General features: G+C 36.7%; 13 protein-coding genes. 3 read left to right on the forward strand and 10 right to left on the reverse strand.

Features of this window, described 5'->3' with window-relative positions; translation table 11 throughout:
- The 3 genes from MR053_RS07240 to MR053_RS07250 all read left to right on the forward strand — a co-directional run.
- Positions 1-4,123 (forward strand): T9SS type B sorting domain-containing protein (locus MR053_RS07240; RefSeq protein WP_242131801.1); only part of this gene is annotated, 4,123 nt, incomplete at its 5' end.
- Between the two features lie 11 nt (positions 4,124-4,134).
- Positions 4,135-5,055: a PorP/SprF family type IX secretion system membrane protein gene (locus MR053_RS07245; protein WP_242131802.1), complete on the forward strand. Its 921-nt coding sequence runs from the start codon at positions 4,135-4,137 to the stop codon at positions 5,053-5,055.
- 15 nt (positions 5,056-5,070) lie between these two features.
- Positions 5,071-6,987 (forward strand): OmpA family protein, encoded by a 1,917-nt coding sequence (locus MR053_RS07250; RefSeq protein ID WP_242131803.1) that lies wholly within the window; start codon positions 5,071-5,073, stop codon positions 6,985-6,987.
- Positions 6,988-7,679: 692 nt separating this feature from the next.
- Here the strand turns inward: MR053_RS07250 and MR053_RS07255 are convergent.
- From MR053_RS07255 to lon, 10 genes are all read right to left on the reverse strand, one after another.
- Positions 7,680-8,174: a CAP domain-containing protein gene (locus tag MR053_RS07255; protein ID WP_242131804.1), complete on the reverse strand. Its 495-nt coding sequence runs from the start codon at positions 8,172-8,174 to the stop codon at positions 7,680-7,682.
- Positions 8,175-8,338: 164 nt separating this feature from the next.
- Positions 8,339-8,986, reverse strand: a complete 648-nt coding sequence (pdxH, locus tag MR053_RS07260; protein WP_242131805.1) for a pyridoxamine 5'-phosphate oxidase — start codon at positions 8,984-8,986, stop codon at positions 8,339-8,341.
- Positions 8,987-9,014: 28 nt separating this feature from the next.
- Positions 9,015-9,920 carry a ribonuclease Z gene (locus MR053_RS07265; protein WP_242131806.1) on the reverse strand — a complete coding sequence of 302 codons (906 nt, stop codon included), beginning with the start codon at positions 9,918-9,920 and terminating at the stop codon, positions 9,015-9,017.
- A 71-nt stretch (positions 9,921-9,991) separates the two neighbouring features.
- On the reverse strand, positions 9,992-10,324 hold the full coding sequence (locus tag MR053_RS07270; RefSeq protein ID WP_242131807.1) for a ribonuclease Z: 333 nt from the start codon (positions 10,322-10,324) through the stop codon (positions 9,992-9,994).
- A gap of 3 nt (positions 10,325-10,327) precedes the next feature.
- A complete protein-coding gene (locus MR053_RS07275) occupies positions 10,328-11,257 on the reverse strand; it encodes an aspartate carbamoyltransferase catalytic subunit (RefSeq protein ID WP_242131808.1) in 930 nt (309 codons plus the stop codon).
- A gap of 76 nt (positions 11,258-11,333) precedes the next feature.
- Entirely contained in the window at positions 11,334-11,873 is a 540-nt protein-coding gene (pyrR, locus tag MR053_RS07280) for a bifunctional pyr operon transcriptional regulator/uracil phosphoribosyltransferase PyrR (protein WP_242131809.1), read from the reverse strand.
- Between the two features lie 124 nt (positions 11,874-11,997).
- Positions 11,998-13,842 (reverse strand): 30S ribosomal protein S1, encoded by a 1,845-nt coding sequence (rpsA, locus tag MR053_RS07285; protein ID WP_242131810.1) that lies wholly within the window; start codon positions 13,840-13,842, stop codon positions 11,998-12,000.
- A gap of 254 nt (positions 13,843-14,096) precedes the next feature.
- Positions 14,097-14,795, reverse strand: a complete 699-nt coding sequence (gene cmk, locus MR053_RS07290) for a (d)CMP kinase (RefSeq protein WP_242131811.1) — start codon at positions 14,793-14,795, stop codon at positions 14,097-14,099.
- Positions 14,796-14,797: 2 nt separating this feature from the next.
- Positions 14,798-15,823 carry a type IX secretion system protein PorQ gene (gene porQ, locus MR053_RS07295; protein ID WP_242131812.1) on the reverse strand — a complete coding sequence of 342 codons (1,026 nt, stop codon included), beginning with the start codon at positions 15,821-15,823 and terminating at the stop codon, positions 14,798-14,800.
- A 151-nt stretch (positions 15,824-15,974) separates the two neighbouring features.
- Complete coding sequence (lon, locus tag MR053_RS07300; protein ID WP_242131813.1) at positions 15,975-18,425, reverse strand: endopeptidase La; 2,451 nt, start codon at positions 18,423-18,425, stop codon at positions 15,975-15,977.
- Positions 18,426-18,502 lie beyond the last annotated feature (77 nt).

Below are 18,502 nucleotides of genomic sequence, written 5' to 3' on the forward strand. Positions count from 1 at the left end.
GGTAGCCTCTGTAACAAACGACGCTGTTGAGCCTTTCGCTCTTGGTGATACTATCGTAACATGGACCGTAACTGACGGATCCGGTAATACTGCTACCTGTGAGCAGATCGTAACGGTAACTGACAACCAAAATCCAACCATTACTTGTCCGGCTGACGTATCGGCCAATGCCGATGCAGGACTATGTACCGCCTCTGGTGTAAACCTTGGAACTCCGGTAACCGACGACAACTGTTCGGTAGCCTCTGTAACAAACGACGCTGTTGAGCCTTTCGCTCTTGGTGATACTATCGTAACATGGACCGTAACTGACGGATCCGGTAATACTGCTACCTGTGAGCAGATCGTAACGGTAACTGACGATGAAAACCCAACAATTACATGTCCCAGCGATCTGTCAGCAATATGTGATTTATCGGAACAACCCGCCTATGCTAATTATTCTGAATTCGCAAATGCAGGAGGAAGTGCATCCGATAATTGCTCTATTGATGAAGCGAGTTTCTCCTTAGTTTCAGAAATTAGTGATAATCTAAGTTGTCCAGAAACTGTAACCAGAACATATCAGATTTCTGATATGTCGGGTAATACGGTTTCCTGTTCACAAATTGTTGTAATTAACGATGAGATTCCTCCAGTAATAGATAACTCCAACACAGCAGATATCGAAATCGAATGTGATGTCAATACAGATACCCAAACATTATTACAAGCCTGGTTAGACTCTAATGCGGGTGCAACTGCCACTGATAGTTGTGGTATGGTGACCTGGAGCAATGATTATGGAATGGATACTACAGTACAATGTGAGAACGGTGCCATTATGGTAATTTTTACTGCTACTGACGATTGTGGTAATGCTTCAACAACAACAGCATCTTATTTAATCAAGGATACTGAAAATCCTACAATAACTGTTCCGGCTTCTGACCAGACCGTTGAATGTGACGGTTCTGGTAACCTAAGTGATTTTAATACATGGTTAACGTCTAATGCTGGAGCAACAGCGACCGATAACTGTTCGGCAATAACATGGTCTAACAACTATGGTGTAGATGGCAATGTGATGTCAGACGACTGTGGTATGACAGGTTCTGTAATCGTAACGTTTAGAGCTACAGATGGTTGTGGTAACTTTAGTGAAACAACAGCTCAATTTACTATTGAAGATACTATTGCACCAGACTTTACAGTACCTGGCGCTATTGAAATCTTTACTGATGCCAGTTGTAGTTACGATGTTTCTCCAGCAGTAACCGGAGATGTCACCGATGAAGCAGACCAGTGTTCTCCTAACATTGATGCTACTTACAACGACGAGACAGTAGGTGGTCCTTGTGAAGGTTCTTTAGTGATTACAAGAACATGGACCTTAAAAGATGATTGTGATAATACTACCGTTAAGACACAAACAATAACAATTACGGACAATATAGTCCCTACATTCACTGCGCCGGCGGATATAAAACTGTTCACCGATGCCGATTGTAACTACGATACAGATGTGTCCTTTACCGGTGATGTTACCGATGAGGCCGACAACTGTTCTACAAATATCGAGGCCACCTATATGGACAGCGACCCTGTAGCTGGTCCTTGTGAAGGTACATTTGTCATTACAAGAACTTGGAGCCTGTCCGATAACTGTGGCAATGCTGCAGCCGATCAGGTACAGACCATTACGATCTCTGATAACACAGCACCAACGTTTACTGCACCGGCGGATATAGAACTGTTCACGGATGCCGATTGTAACTATGATACAGACGTGTCCTTCACCGGTGATGTTACCGATGAGGCCGACAACTGTTCTACAAATATCGAGGCCACCTATGTGGACAGCGACCCTGTGGCTGGTCCTTGTGAAGGTACATTTCTCATTACAAGAACTTGGAGCCTATCCGATAACTGTGGTAATGCTGCAGCCGATCAGGTACAGACCATTACGATCTCTGATAACACAGTACCAACGTTTACTGCACCGGCGGATATAGAACTGTTCACCGATGCCGATTGTAACTACGATACGGATGTGTCCTTTACCGGTGATGTTACCGATGAGGCCGACAACTGTTCTACAAATATCGAGGCCACCTATGTGGACAGCGATCTTGTGGCAGGTTCTTGTCAGGGTACGTTCGTTATCACCAGAACATGGAGCCTATCCGATAACTGTGGTAACACTGCTGATGATCAGGTACAGACCATTACGATCTCTGATAACACCGCGCCCACATTTACTGCACCTGCGGATATTGAAATATTCACAGATGCCGATTGTAACTACGATACAGACGTGTCCTTCACCGGTGATGTTACCGATGAGGCCGACAACTGTTCTACAAATATCGAGGCCACCTATGTGGACAGCGACCCTGTGGCTGGTCCTTGTGAAGGTACATTTGTCATTACAAGAACTTGGAGCCTGTCCGATAACTGTGGCAATGCTGCAGCCGATCAGGTACAGACCATTACGATCTCTGATAACACAGCACCAACGTTCACTGCACCGGCGGATATAGAACTGTTCACCGATGCCGATTGTAACTACGATACAGATGTGTCCTTTACCGGTGATGTTACCGATGAGGCCGACAACTGTTCTACAAATATCGAGGCCACCTATGTAGACAGCGACCCTGTGGCTGGTCCTTGTGAAGGTACGTTCGTTATCACTAGAACTTGGAGCCTGTCCGATAACTGTGGTAACGCTGCAGCAGATCAGGTTCAGACCATTACAATCTCTGATAACACCGCGCCTACGTTCACTGCACCTGCGGATATTGAAATATTCACAGATGCCGATTGTAACTACGATACGGATGTGTCCTTTACCGGTGATGTTACCGATGAGGCCGACAACTGTTCTACAAATATCGAGGCCACCTATGTGGACAGCGATCCTGTGGCTGGTCCTTGTGAAGGTACATTTGTCATTACAAGAACTTGGAGCCTGTCCGATAACTGTGGCAATGCTGCAGCCGATCAGGTACAGACCATTACGATCTCTGATAACACAGCACCAACGTTCACTGCACCGGTTGATATTACTATTAATTGTCAAGACGATGCCAATGACTTAACTATTTCAGGTGATGTAACTGATGAAAGTGATAATTGCTCTACGGGTATTGAAGCTACGTATTCTGATAGTATTGCCGATGGTGACTGTCCGAATGAAAAAATAATAACCAGAACTTGGTCATTATCTGATAACTGTGGTAATACTGCTGAAGATCAAGTACAAATCATTACAGTGGTTGATGATGAAGCTCCTGAGCTAGTTACTGAATTCCAAACATCTATAACGGCAAGCTGTGATGCTATCCCTACTGCTCCACAGCCTGGATTTGCAGATAATTGTTCGGAAAATGTAAACGTGGTGTTTACTGAGTCATCTACGTATACTACTAATGTAACCGAAAGTTATGAAATAGTAAGACGATGGGAAGTAACGGACGACTGTAACAATACAGCTGTATTCGAACAAGTGGTTAATGTAACTGTAGACCAATTCACAACTCAAGTTTCAGATGAAGCCTGTGCCGACGATGGTATTATAAATTTAGATGACTATATCAGTGATTTTAATGATGATACAAGTTGGACATTTGTTGCTGGTATAACCAATAATATTAACTTTAATGGTAGTATGTTTGATCCGTCAAATTTAGTAGATATAAATGGAGAGAACGATTTCCTAGGTGATTATGTGTTTAGTTATACCTATACAAGTTCAACAGGTTGTTTGGAAACTACTGAAGTGACCATAAATATTAATGATGATTGTGTTGTATACCCTTGTAACTCGGAAGATGTTGTTATCTCCAAAGCAGTAACACCTAATGGTGATTCGTTTAATGAAAGCTTTGATATAACAGGAATAACAGCAGATTGTGGATTTGAAATTAGTGTTAAAATTTTCAATAGATGGGGTGCTTTAATCTTCGAGAACAACAACTATTCTATAGGAGAAGGCGCCGGAGAATGGAGAGGACAAGCCCATAAATCCTCCATTGGTGGTGCAAATACTGTCCCAAATGGAACTTATTACTATATCATAACATTAGAAAACAGTGGATTGCCTCCATTTACTGGACCAGTTTACTTAGGAACCAAATAAAACTTTAACCTATGAAACTTATTAAAAATTACATAATCGTTATAGCATTGTTTGGCTGTACGTTTGGGATGGCTCAGCAGTTACCGCAGTTCACCCAATATATGTACAATACAATCTCTATAAATCCAGCTTATGCAGGTAGTAGGGAAGCTTTAAGCATTGTTGGTCTTCATAGAAGCCAATGGGTTGGCTTTGATGGTGGTCCTATTACACAAACACTTTCAATCCATTCACCACTAAGAAATGACAGAATTGGCTTAGGCTTGTCTTTTATTCAAGACGATTTAGGTCCTGAAAATTTTTCTTATCTCTATGGCGATTTCTCATATAGTATCCCAACGGGTGTTGATGGTAAGCTGGCCTTTGGTATTAAAGGTGGTTTTACTAGTTATAGTTTGGATCCAGATTTTCGTCAATCCCAAAATTTCGATCCATCCATTAGAGGTATAGAAGACAGATGGAGTCCAAACATTGGATTAGGCGTCTTTTGGCATACCAATAAATGGTATTTAGGTCTATCTACTCCAAGAGTGTTGAAAACCGACAGGAACCGAGATGAGGGCTATGAAGCTCTTGAACGCTTAAGCTACTACTTTACAGGTGGCTATGTGTTTGACCTAAGTAATAGTTTAAAGTTTAAACCCTCGTATTTAATTAAAGCTACTAATGGGGCTCCTTTATCTTACGATTTCACGGCCAATTTCTTATTTAATGAAAAGTTTTGGTTGGGCGGATCGTATCGATTGAATGAATCTACAGGAGCTATTGGTGGCTTTGCCGACTTTCAGGTATCAAGACAGCTTCGAGTAGGCTATGCCTATGAAAAGCCTATTTCAGACATAAACAATTATACCAACGGTACACATGAAGTCCTATTGATTTATGAGTTTAAGTTCATGAGTAATAAATTAAAATCACCTAGATATTTCTAATAAAAAAATCACCCCATGAAAATAAAGAATTACATATTAGTTTGTATCCTATTGACGGTGAGTTTTACTGCCTCTGCGCAATACGGAAAACAAAAAAAAGCAGACACCTTGTTTAATAAGTTCTCTTTTGTAAAAGCTGCTGAAGTTTATAAAGAGCTCATTGAAAACAAATATAACGAAGATTATGCCGTGCGTCGTTTGGCAGATTGCTATGCCTTGCTAAGAGATCCTAAAAATGCAGCAAAGTATTATAAAAAAGCGGTTACACAAGAAAATATTCCAATTGAATATTATTATAATTATGCTCAAGCACTGCGTGGCATAGAAAAATATGATGATTCAAAGGAATGGTTACAACGTTATAAAGATTCAGGTGGTGTTATTAATACCAGTAAATACTTAAAACGAGGTAACTTCATCACTAATATATTTAATGCCAAGCAACAGTATTTTCTAAAAAAATTCAATCATAATTCCAAATTGAGTGATTTTGGTGCTTACGAACACAATGGTAAAATTTATTTTGCATCTACAAGAGATGAAGGCGTTTCCATTAAACGTCTGTATGGATGGAATGAGCAACCATTTTTAGATGTATACGCTGTTGAGAAAGATAGTAAGGAGCCTGCAGATCACACATCAAAATTAAAAGGAGATGTAAATACAATTTATCATGACGGACCAGTAACGATTACAAATGATGGTAAAACCATGTATTTCACAAGAAATAGTTTTATCAACAATGTTTACGACAGTAATGAAAAAGGAATCAATCAAGTAAAAATATACAAAGCAACATTAAAGGATAGTGTTTGGAGCGATGTTGAAGACTTATCGATCAACGATTCTGAATACAGCACCCAACATCCTGCACTAAGTCCTGATAACAAAAAATTATATTTTGCTTCAGATAGACCTGGCGGATACGGTTCTTCAGATCTATATGTAGTAGATATTAATGATGATGGCTCTTTAGGGGAACCTAAAAACTTAGGAGAAACGGTAAATACTAAAGGCTCGGAAGGTATGCCTTTCATCAATAATGAAGGCAGTTTATTCTTCTCTTCCGATGGACATGTAGGCCTTGGGCTCTTGGATATTTTTGGAACCATTGCTAATGAAACCGGTGAGATTGTAGATGTAATAAACCTAGGTGTTCCAGTAAACTCCAGTAAGGATGATTTTTCTTTTACCATGAACTCCGATGGCCTCTCAGGATACTTTGCTTCCAACAGGTCTGGAGGTATGGGTGATGATGATATTTATGCCTATAACCGAATCCCTTTATTAAATGTTGAAGGAACTGTTACCGATGTAATAAACAACAAACCGGTTCCTAATGCCATTATTACCTTATTAGACGGTAGCGGTAAGCAGATTGCTTACATGGAAACGGATGAAGAAGGATACTATGAAATCAATATAGATAGAAATGTAGATTATAAAATTACGGCTAGTCAGAAAAAGTATGAAGACGATTCTAAGAGTTTCACGTCTAAAGGTATTGAAGATTCTGTAACAACTATTACAGTTGACCTAGAATTAACACCTGTAAGGGATGTACCTATCTTAGCTGATTTAGGCATTATTTACTTCGATTTCGATAAACATAATATCCGTCCTGACGCCGCTTTGGAATTGGATAAGATTGTTAAGTTGATGAACGAAGATTATCCTGGCATGGTTATACGTATAGAATCACACACCGACTCTAGAGGTACACTGTCATATAACGATAAGCTATCTATTGACAGGGCAAATTCAACTTACGAATATTTAATTGAAAACGGTGTTGACGCAGCAAGAATAACTGCCCATGAAGGTTTTGGTGAACGTAGATTAACTAACGGCTGTGATGGTAGTGTAGATTGTGAAGAAAACAAACACCAACTGAACAGACGTACTGAATTCATCATAATAAAGATGCAGTAAGAAAGCTAAATTCAATTTATAAATAAATCCTGAAAACCATTAAGGCAAAATGTTCTTAGTGGTTTTCTTTTTATATTAACCATATCTTGTTTTAAACAAAAATAAAACAACAGACAGCTAATTAAGCTTCATTTATTTATATCCGTTTTGAGTAAAAGAAAGGGATACAAAAAGAATACTCAATAAGATTCATATTTGTTTTTTATTAAATTTTATGCTTCAAGCCTAAGATAGGTTAATGAACTATTATGAAGTAATTGATGAAAACAATAATAAAGCCAATCTGACAAGAAGGATTAGATTGATTATATAAGAGTAAAAATCGAAATAACTGCATCCCTAATAGACTAAATCTAACGCTAGAGAAATAAATAACATGATTTAATTTAAGAATATTGGATGGACAGTACATTTAAAATTGTACACAGTAAAATAATGCTAAATTAATCCTACAAAAGAAGACCACAATTTAGAATAATTGTTTAAACAAGAAATTTGCTGTGAAAATTTAAATACTTTTATAAATAATACTATTAACACAGTATAACACCAAATACAAAAACCCTCCCATTTCTAGGAGGATTTTATACCTAAAGCTAAATTCAATAACAAAAGTTATTAAAGTATAGCCCGTACTTATCAAAAAGTGATTTAACAGGCTATATTGTCAATTACTTTTTTAAGTAATTATGTTATTTTTTTATAAAAATATTAGTGTAATACCATTTACCCTCAGCGTTCTGTTCTGCAGAAATATCGAAGTTTGTAAAATCCCCTTCAATATTGGCTTTGTGGCCTTCACTCTTTATCCAAGCGTTAACAACAGATTCTGCTGAAGTGTACCCATAAGCAACATTTTCTGATACTTTAGTAGCACTGGCATTTTCTTTTAAATAAGTGCTTCTTTTATAAAAGTTGTCATGAGATACTACATTTTTGTCTACCATATAATCGGTATGAGAAAAAGCTACAGATTTAATAATTTTCATATCTTTCAAAGGGGCAATCCCTAAAGAGTCCCTATGACTGTTAATGAGTTTTAAAATTTCTAGCTCAATAGTTTTAGTCTGTGGAGTAATGAGGCTTTCAACTAACGAATCGGCTTTGTCATCCAGGTTTTCACTAGAGCATGAAAACGTAAATAAAGCACAAAGTGCCAATAAAGGCAATTGTTTTAATAACTTCATAAGTAGGTAAATTTAGATTTGGTCCCATAAAGTTATTAACCTTCTTTAGGCTATTCATTATGTTTGTACTTTAAATCGATAAACGGCAGTATTTTAATCGATTAAATGCATATTTTATCGATTAAATGAATTAATAATTTTAAAAAGTGTGTTTTGTCTGATATTTAAGGAGATAATCGATTTATTTGCCAATTATAATCATCTCGTAGTTTATAACGTATCCTATCGTGCAATCTATTGGGACGCCCTTGCCAAAATTCAAGCTCGACAGGCCTAACCAAATAGCCGCCCCAATGATTGGGCCTTGGAATGTCTTTACCTTTATATGCTTTCTCTAATGCTTTGAGTTCATTTTCTAATACGTCCCTGTTTTCAATAATTTCACTTTGGTTAGACACTATAGCACCTAATTGACTGCCTCTTGGCCGTGATTCAAAATAACCATCACTTAAGTTTTCTGAAATTTTTTCTGCCTGTCCTTTAATGATTATTTGGCGTTCTGCCCCATGCCAAAAAAAGGACAAACAAACATTGGGATTAGCCTCTATTGCCTTGCCTTTCTCACTGTTGTAATTGGTGTAGAAAATAAAACCTTCATAGGTAAACCGCTTCAGCAGTACTACCCTATTCTTTGGATATTGGTCTAAACTTATTGTAGCTAAAGTCATTGCATTGTTTTCGTCTTCAGGAAAAAACTGTTCTACTTCATAAAACCACTTTTGGAATAATTCCAATGGGTTTTCGGGCACATTACTTAAAAGTAATTCCCCTCTGTCGTATGACCTTCTATAATTACTTAAATCATTTTCCATAATATCCCATACAATTTACTAGAAATTTCTAAAACGAAAAGACTTTACCGTCTTCACATAGCTTAACATTGGCAAAAATTTCTTCTGCTTCGGTCTTAAATCCATTTAAGCCATCATAACGTGTTGAATAATGACCTAACAACAAAGTGTCTACGTTACCATATTTAGCTATCATAGCGGCTTGTTTTGCGGTAGAATGCTTGGTTTTTGATGCCAAATGAGCATGCTTTTCCAAAAAAGTAGACTCATGGTAAAGTACCGTTGTGTTTTTTATTATAGTTACAATATCTTCCTTATAAACTGTATCGCTGCAAAATGCATAACTCTTAGGGTTATCCGGATTAATTGTAACCAACTCATTTTTAATCAATTCACCTTTTTCATTTAATACATCCCCACCTTGCTTTAGTTTTCTATAATAAGCTACATTGATATTGGCTTCTTTTACAGCTTTAATATCCAGCTTTCTATCACCCACTTTTTCCTTAAATAAAAAGCCGTTGGTATATACCCGATGCTCTAAGGGAATAGTATGAACTTCTACTAAATCGTCTTCAAAAATCATTTCTGATTCATTTGAGGTCAACTCATGGAAAATAAGTTGATAGTTTGTCCAGGAATCGGCCAGTTTCATTTGAAGTGTTACCACTTCCTTAATTCCCTTTGGGCCATAAATATGTAAATCTGTCTTTCTGGTAAGTAATCGGAAGGTAGAAATCAGCCCAACCAACCCAAAAAAATGGTCACCATGTAAATGTGAAATAAAAATATGCTTAATGCGGCTGAACTTAATCTTGTGCCTGCGCAATTGCACTTGAGTACCTTCTCCGCAATCAATTAAAAACATATGGTTGTTGATTTCCAATACTTGAGAAGTGGTATTGGTCAACGCCCTTGGTGTAGCACTATAGCATCCTAGTACGGTTAATTTCATGATATTTTATGTTGAAAACACAATGTTGTATAGCCGAAATCTATTAAACGACAAACAACCAAACAACAAACCTAGAAGCCTAAATCCCGTTCCATTTCTTCCATTTCAATAATATCATAGGCCTCTTCAATAGTAGGGACCACAATAATTTCATCTGGAATATCATCGACATCAATTTTATCAGAAACAATAACAAATGAATGCTTAGCAGCTCTATGAGTATTGGATAATTCTAAAAATTCAACAATGTCCTTAGTGCTTAGTTTATTAATAGCGGTTAAGGTAATAATTACATTATCATTTTTAAATTTAGGGTATAATGCCTGCATTTTTTTAATCAATTCAATTATTGAAGCAGTCTCATGTGTTATTATAGTTATATTCCCTTCTTGATTTAAAATCATATGCTATTGTTTTATTTTTGAAGCCAACAAATAAATCACAGCCATTCTAATGGCAACTCCATTTTGTACCTGATCCAAAATGATGGATTGTCTAGAGTCGGCCACATCACTGGTAATCTCTACCCCACGGTTTATAGGGCCAGGATGCATGATAATAATTTCTTTATCAAGTGAATCCAATAAGACCTTATTAACACCAAATTGTTGAGCATACTCGCGTGTAGAAGGAAAGTAGCTAATATCCATACGTTCGTTTTGGACACGCAACATGTTAGCTACATCGCACCAGTTTAACGCTGTTCTTAAATTGGTCTCTACTTTAACACCTAGCTTATCAATATATTTTGGAATCAATGTTTTAGGTCCACAAACCATAACTTCAGCCCCTTGCATCTGTAGTGCATAGATGTTGGATAATGCTACCCTACTATGCAAAATATCACCAACAATAACCACTTTTTTGTCCACTACACTGCCTAATTTTTCCCTAATGGAATAAGAATCCAATAATGCCTGTGTAGGGTGTTCGTGGGCACCATCACCTGCATTAACTATACTGGCCTTAACGTGTTTGGACAGAAAGACACCAGCACCAGGATTAGGATGACGCATCACCACCATATCTACTTTCATAGAAAGTATGTTATTTACCGTATCTATTAAGGTTTCACCCTTTTTGACAGATGACTGCGCAGATGAAAAATTAAGTACATCGGCTGAGAGGCGTTTTTCTGCCAATTCAAATGACAACTTGGTTCGTGTTGAATTTTCAAAAAACAAATTGGCTATGGTAATGTCCCTGAGCGAAGGCACCTTCTTAATGGGTCTGTTAATCACTTCCTTAAAGTGATCGGCAGTTTTAAAAATAAGTTCAATATCTTTTTTATTCAGATATTTTATTCCTAATAAGTGATTAACACTTAATTCGCTCATTGTCAAAGTTAAAATTATAAGTTAAAATTAAAAGTTGTTGTGATACTTTTAATTAAAACTTTAGTTAATCATGATATTATTTTTCTATTAAATAAACTGAATCCTCCTTGTCATTTTCAATCCAGTTTACTTTTACTTTTTCTTCATTTATTACATCTACTTGTCGTCCTCTATAATCTGGCTGAATGGGTAAATGACGGCTAAAACGCCTATCTATTAATGCCAATAGTTCAATTTCATTAGGCCTTCCAAACGACTGTATGGCCGTTAAGGCCGCTCTAATACTGCGTCCAGTATACAATACATCATCAATAAACACCACATTTTTATCTTCAACAATAAAATTGATTTCGGTTGAATTTGCTGCCAAAGTTTTATCCCCTCTTCTAAAATCATCCCTGTAAAAGGTGATGTCCAAATAGCCCAATTGAATGTTATTTATATGATATTCTTCTTTAAGTATTTTTGCAATGCGGTTAGCTAAAAAAATCCCCCTAGGCTGTAAACCTATTAAAACGGTGTTCGAAAAATCAGTATGTTTTTCAATTAACTGACAAGCCAATCGGTGAAGAATGATGTTTACCTCTTTTGCGTTAAGTAAAACTTTTTGACTCATATACTATCCAAACGTATCTGGGCTACAAAGGTAATGGAAAAAATTAAAAATATAGATGATATGTACTGAAATAAAAAGCCTCCAATAACTTGGAGGCTTTGAGTTTTAAATGAAAGTAAAAAAATTATTTTTTCTTTCCGTCCATTTTATCCTTAAGTGCTTGTAAAGCGTCGTTAGCATCACCTAAAGTTGGTTTTGCTTCTGCTGCGGCAGCTTCGGCTTTTCTTACAGCTTGTTTAACAATTTTTGCTTCTTCTTCTTTAAAGACAGCAGTATGTGATGCCACTACACGTTTAAACTCCTTACTAAATTCAATGATTTTGAATTCAGCTTCTTCACCTTTTTTAAGTTTAGAACCGTCTTCTTTCTCAAGGTGACGTGAAGGTACAAATGCAACGATGTCATCATTAAATACAACTGTAGCACCTTTATCTACAATTTCAGCAATTGATGCTTTGTGAACGGTATCCAATGCAAATTCGGTTTCATATTTATCCCAAGGATTATCTGTTGTTTGTTTGTGCCCTAAACTTAGTTTACGGCCTTCAACATCCAACTCCAATACAACAACATCCAACTTATCTCCTACAGAACAGAATTCACTTGGATGCTTAATTTTCTTAGTCCAAGATAAATCTGAAATATAAATCAATCCATCAATACCCTCTTCCAATTCAACAAAAACACCAAAATTTGTAAAGTTACGTACTACTCCTGTATGGTGTGAGCCAACTGGGTATTTACCTGTAATATCAGTCCATGGGTCTGGCGTTAATTGCTTAATACCCAATGACATTTTACGCTCCTCTCTATCTAAAGTCAAGATAACCGCTTCAACTTCATCGCCGACAGATACAAAGTCTTGAGCAGAACGCAAATGCGTAGACCAAGACATTTCAGATACGTGGATTAAGCCTTCAACACCATCGGCAACTTCAATAAATGCACCATAGTCTGCAATAACAACTACTTTACCTTTTACTTTATCCCCTACTTTAACTTCATCGGCTAAAGCTTCCCATGGGTGTTTGCTTAACTGCTTTAAACCTAATTGGATTCTTGATTTATCTTCATCAAAATCAAGAATTACCACATTAAGCTTTTGATCTAATTCAACAATCTCGTTAGGGTGATTTATTCTAGACCAAGATAGATCTGTAATGTGGATTAAACCATCTACACCACCAAGGTCGATAAACACACCGTATGAAGTCACATTCTTAACAACACCTTCCAATACTTGACCTTTCTCTAACTGACCTATGATTTCTTTCTTTTGCTCTTCAATATCTGCTTCAATTAAAGCTTTGTGAGATACTACTACGTTCTTAAATTCATGGTTGATCTTAACCACCTTGAATTCCATAGTTTTATTAACGTACTGATCGTAATCGCGGATAGGCTTTACATCGATTTGAGAACCTGGCAAGAATGCTTCAATACCAAATACATCCACAATCATACCTCCTTTAGTTCTACATTTTACAAAACCGTTAACGATTTCACCAGATTCGTGGGCCGCATTTACACGGTCCCATGCCTTAATTACTCGAGCTTTTCTATGTGATAATACTAATTGTCCAGTCGCATCTTCACGAACATCAATTAGGACTTCTACTTTATCACCTACTTTTAAGTTTGGGTTGTAACGGAATTCATTTAAGGAAATAACACCTTCAGACTTTGCATTGATGTCGATAATAGCATCACGATCTGTGATGTGTACTACAGTTCCTTCAACCACTTCGTTATCCAAAGTGTCAACGAAATTTTCTGCTACTAATTTTTCAAATTCTTTTAATTGTTTGTCGTCAACCTCATCAATACCTTCTTGGTAGTTGTGCCAGTTAAACTCTTTTAAGAATTTTTCAGGATTTGCTTGGGCTTCCGATACCACAGGAGCTTCTGCTGTTTGTACTTCAGTTGATTCTGTTACTTCAACCTCAGCTTGCTTTGCTTTTTCAGCCATTTAATTAAAATTAACAATGTATTTGGTCTCTTTTGAAACACAATAACATTGCGTTTTGTATTCTGTATGCTTCGGAAAAATTATGCGCTTAACACACAGAAGTGTTATTTATTGTTTATCAGTCTATTTCCTTTTATTTTCCGACGATTCGCTAAAAGGAGTGCAAAATTAATGTTTTTTTACACAAACACCTAATGTATTTTACTAAAAATTAAAGAAATAGCTGTTAACTAGGAAAAATTAAAACTAAGTGTTTAGAGTGAATTGTTAGATACAACTTCATTATACAAACTCAATATTTTGTCAAATTGCTCTTCTATCGAAAGGTTTGAGTTATCAATCTCAATAGCATCCACAGCCTTAACCAAAGGCGAGTCTTTACGATTGGAGTCTATAAAATCACGTTCTTCAACATTTTTTAAAACAGCGTCATAACTCACTGCATCACCTCGTTCTAACAGCTCATTATAGCGTCTTAGGGCCCTTGTTTTAGCCGAAGCTGTCATAAACAACTTTAATTCTGCATTGGGAAAAACAACCGTTCCAATATCCCTCCCATCCATGACCACGCCTTTTTGGGCACCCAGTTTCTTTTGTTGCCTAACCATTTGGGTACGCACTTGAGGAACAGCTGCTACCCTACTTACATAACCAGAAACTTCTAAAGTGCGAATCTCTTTTTCAATATTTATGCCATTGAGATATACTTCAGCAAAACCCAATGTTTCATTAAATTTAAAACTTATGTTTACATCATTTAATTTTGAAATCAAGCCATTTAAATCAAAATGATTATTAGAGATAAATCCATGTTGCATTGCGAAATAGGTCACTGCCCTATACATTGCACCTGAATCTACATAAACATAACCCAAGTGTTTTGCCAACTGCTTTGCTATGGTGCTTTTTCCTGTTGACGAAAAGCCATCTATGGCAATAGTAATTCTGCTCATGTCTATCTTGAATTTAAATCGATTTGTAAACCAAAAAAACTAGCATTGGCTGCACTTGTATATTTGGCATGTGTATAACTAAAGCGCATTTTATTCATTTTAATGGATATTCCTGCTGACAGCCCCGAAAAATTCCTCTGATCTACAATACGTAATTCTTCTGCTCTTCTAAAATTATAACCCAAGCGTAAATTAAATCCTTTTTCGGGAAATAACTCTAAACCTATTATGGTGTGTCGAATCACCTGTCCTAAGAATCCTATATTTTCTTGGGTTTGATTGCCCGATAAATCACTAGTTGACCGTGCCGGATTAGACCTTGCTATAGGCCAATCCTGTAAATTCTCCAAAGTAACGTGCCAACGAATAGGAACATGCTGCAAGGTTTGAGACATACCAAAATCTACCTCAAAGGGTAAAGATTCATTTAAACCAGCATAGGTTTTAATTTGTGTGCCTAGATTTCTAATTGCTATCGCTGCATGGAAATCGAGATGCTCGTTAATGTAAAGCAACCCAAAATCAGCTGCAATTCCAAAAGAATTATATTGCTCTAGTTTAGAGGTGATAAGCTTTGCATTGACACCTAAATAAAAATCGGAATACCCAATTTGAAAGGCATAACCAAATGAGAGGGCCGCTTCATTACCCGTAAAGGAGCCTGTAGAATTCCCATTTTCATCATAACCATCAAAAGTACCATAATTAATATAGGTGATTCCAGCATGAAAGGTTTTTGTCCTTCTATCTACTGTATAGGCATACGACGCTGTACCATAACCAATACCCCCTAAATAACTGGTATAATTAAGAGCCAATTGGTTATCCATTTCTACATTTATGGTTGCCGGATTGAATAAACCCTGGGTAACATCATAATCTACATTAGTAAGTGCTTTACCCCCAAGCGCTGCCTGTCTTGGCGAGGATACCAAATTCAAAAATTGATAGGTAGCTTCACCACCAACTTGTGCATTAGCGATAACACCAATAGCCAAACAAAACCATGTGATATTTTTCCTTAGCATATTTAGACGCAAAGTAAACAAATCTATCTTAAAACGGCAGCAGGTATATTTTATTTTAGCTAATAAGTGTTCTTATATTTGAATGGTGTCTGAAAAAAGAAAATATAAGTTAAGAAACTTAATTAAATCGAATATTAATAAATCAAATCCCTTATAATTTTTTCGCATTTTTAACCTTTTGGCTGGTAATAGCGATAGCTATAACCTCACTCATATCTGTGACAAAATGGAATGTTAAACCTTTTAGGTATTCTTGTTTAATTTCTTCAATATCACGACGGTTATCTTCGCACAACAATATCTCTTTGATTCTAGCGCGTTTGGCTGCTAAAATCTTTTCCTTAATACCACCTACAGGCAATACTTTACCACGCAAAGTGATTTCCCCTGTCATGGCTAAACTTTTCTTCACCTTCTTCTGCGTGAACAACGACACTAAAGATGTTAACATGGTAACTCCAGCACTTGGGCCATCTTTTGGTGTTGCACCTTCTGGTACATGAATATGCACATTGTATTTATCGAACACATCAGGGTTAATACCAAGGTCTTTGGCATTAGACTTTATGTATTGCAGGGCAATAGTAGCCGATTCCTTCATCACATTCCCCAAATTCCCAGTAATACTCAAGTTGCCCTTACCTTTAGATAAAATGGATTCTATAAATAGAATATCACCACCAACACGCGTCCACGCCAAACCTGTTACTACACCAGCCACATTATTGTTTTCATATTTATCGCGCTCTAATTTTGGGCCACCTAACACTTCTATAATGTCCTCATTGGTAATTTTAATGTTGTATTCTTCTTCCATAGCAATATTCTTGGCAGCATAGCGTACCATTTTTGCAATTTGCTTTTCAAGGCCACGCACTCCTGATTCACGTGTATAACCTTCAACAATTTTTTCCAATTGAGGCTTACCAATCTTTAAATGTGAAGCATTTAAACCATGCTCCTTTAATTGCTTAGGCAACAAATGACGCTTGGCAATCTCAACTTTTTCCTCAATGGTGTAACCTGTTACGTTAATGATTTCCATTCGATCTAGTAACGCTGGCTGAATTGTATTCAAGCTATTCGAAGTTGCCACAAACATAACTTTAGATAAGTCATAACCCATTTCCAGAAAATTATCATAGAAATCATTATTCTGTTCAGGATCCAACACCTCCAACATAGCTGATGACGGATCGCCTTGATGTGAGTTGGATAATTTATCAATCTCATCCAACACAAAAACAGGGTTCGAAGTTCCAGCTTTTTTTATACTTTGAATAATACGTCCTGGCATGGCACCTATATAGGTTTTTCTATGCCCACGAATTTCAGCTTCATCGCGTAAACCTCCTAAGGACATACGCACATATTCCCTGCCCAAAGCTTCGGCAATAGACTTTCCTAATGAGGTTTTACCCACACCTGGAGGACCATACAAACAAAGAATAGGTGATTTCATATCGTTACGAAGCTTTAAAACCGCCAAATATTCTATAATACGACGTTTTACATCCTCTAAACCAAAATGGTCTCGATCCAAAATTTTCATCGCACGCTTTAAATCGAACTGGTCTTCACTGTATTCATTCCATGGTAACTCCAAAAATAAATCCAAATAGTTTCTTTGTATTGAATATTCTGCCACTTGTGGATTCATACGCTGCATTTTGGCAATTTCCTTTTCAAAATGCCTAGCTACTTTATCATCCCATTGTTTACTCTGGGCACGCAACTTCATTTCCTCTATTTCCTGATCATGACTAACACCTCCCAATTCCTCTTGAATGGTTTTCATTTGCTGGTGCAGGAAATATTCGCGTTGCTGCTGACTCATATCCATCTGTACTTTAGACTGGATGTCGTTTTTAAGTTCCAGTTTCTGAAACTCTATATTCATATACTTAAGTGTTGCCAATGCCCGCCTTTTCAGGTCATTCATTTCTAATAATTTCTGCTTCTCCTCAACAGAAAGACTCATATTGGACGATACAAAATTTACTAAAAATGAATTACTTTCAATATTTTTTATAGCAAAAGAGGCTTCACTGGGAATATTAGGGTTTTCCTTAATTATTTGAAGTGCCAAATCTTTAATAGAATCAATAATTGCCATAAACTCCTTATTATTTATAGCTGGTTTAGCTTCAGGCAAGTCCCTAATGGTAGCGTTCATATAGGGTTCTTCAGTAAGTACCTCGGCTACTTGAAAACGTTTTTTCCCTTGTATTATTACCGTAACATTACCATCTGGCATTTTAAGCACACGTAATATTCTTGCTACGGTACCTGTTTCGTAAATTTCTTTAGCATTAGGGTTTTCAACCGATTCTTCCTTTTGGGCCACTACACCAATAACTTTACTCCCCTTATTGGCATCGTTAATTAATTTAATGGATTTATCACGTCCAGCTGTAATAGGAATAACTACTCCAGGAAACAAAACGGTATTACGCAAGGATAAAATAGGTAAGGTTTCAGGTAGATCTTCATTATTTATTTCTTCCTCATCTTCTGGTGTCATTAACGGAATTAATTCTGAATTCTCATCAAACTCTTGTAATGACAAACTGTCAAACGATATAAAATTAGATTTCTTCATGTATACATTTAGGTCAATTTGTCATTAAAACAAATTAAACCTATCTTTTCATATTAAACAATGTTTGCTAAAAAACT

This window comes from Aestuariivivens marinum (assembly GCF_022662175.1).
Taxonomy (GTDB): Bacteria; Bacteroidota; Bacteroidia; order Flavobacteriales; family Flavobacteriaceae; genus Aestuariivivens; species Aestuariivivens marinum.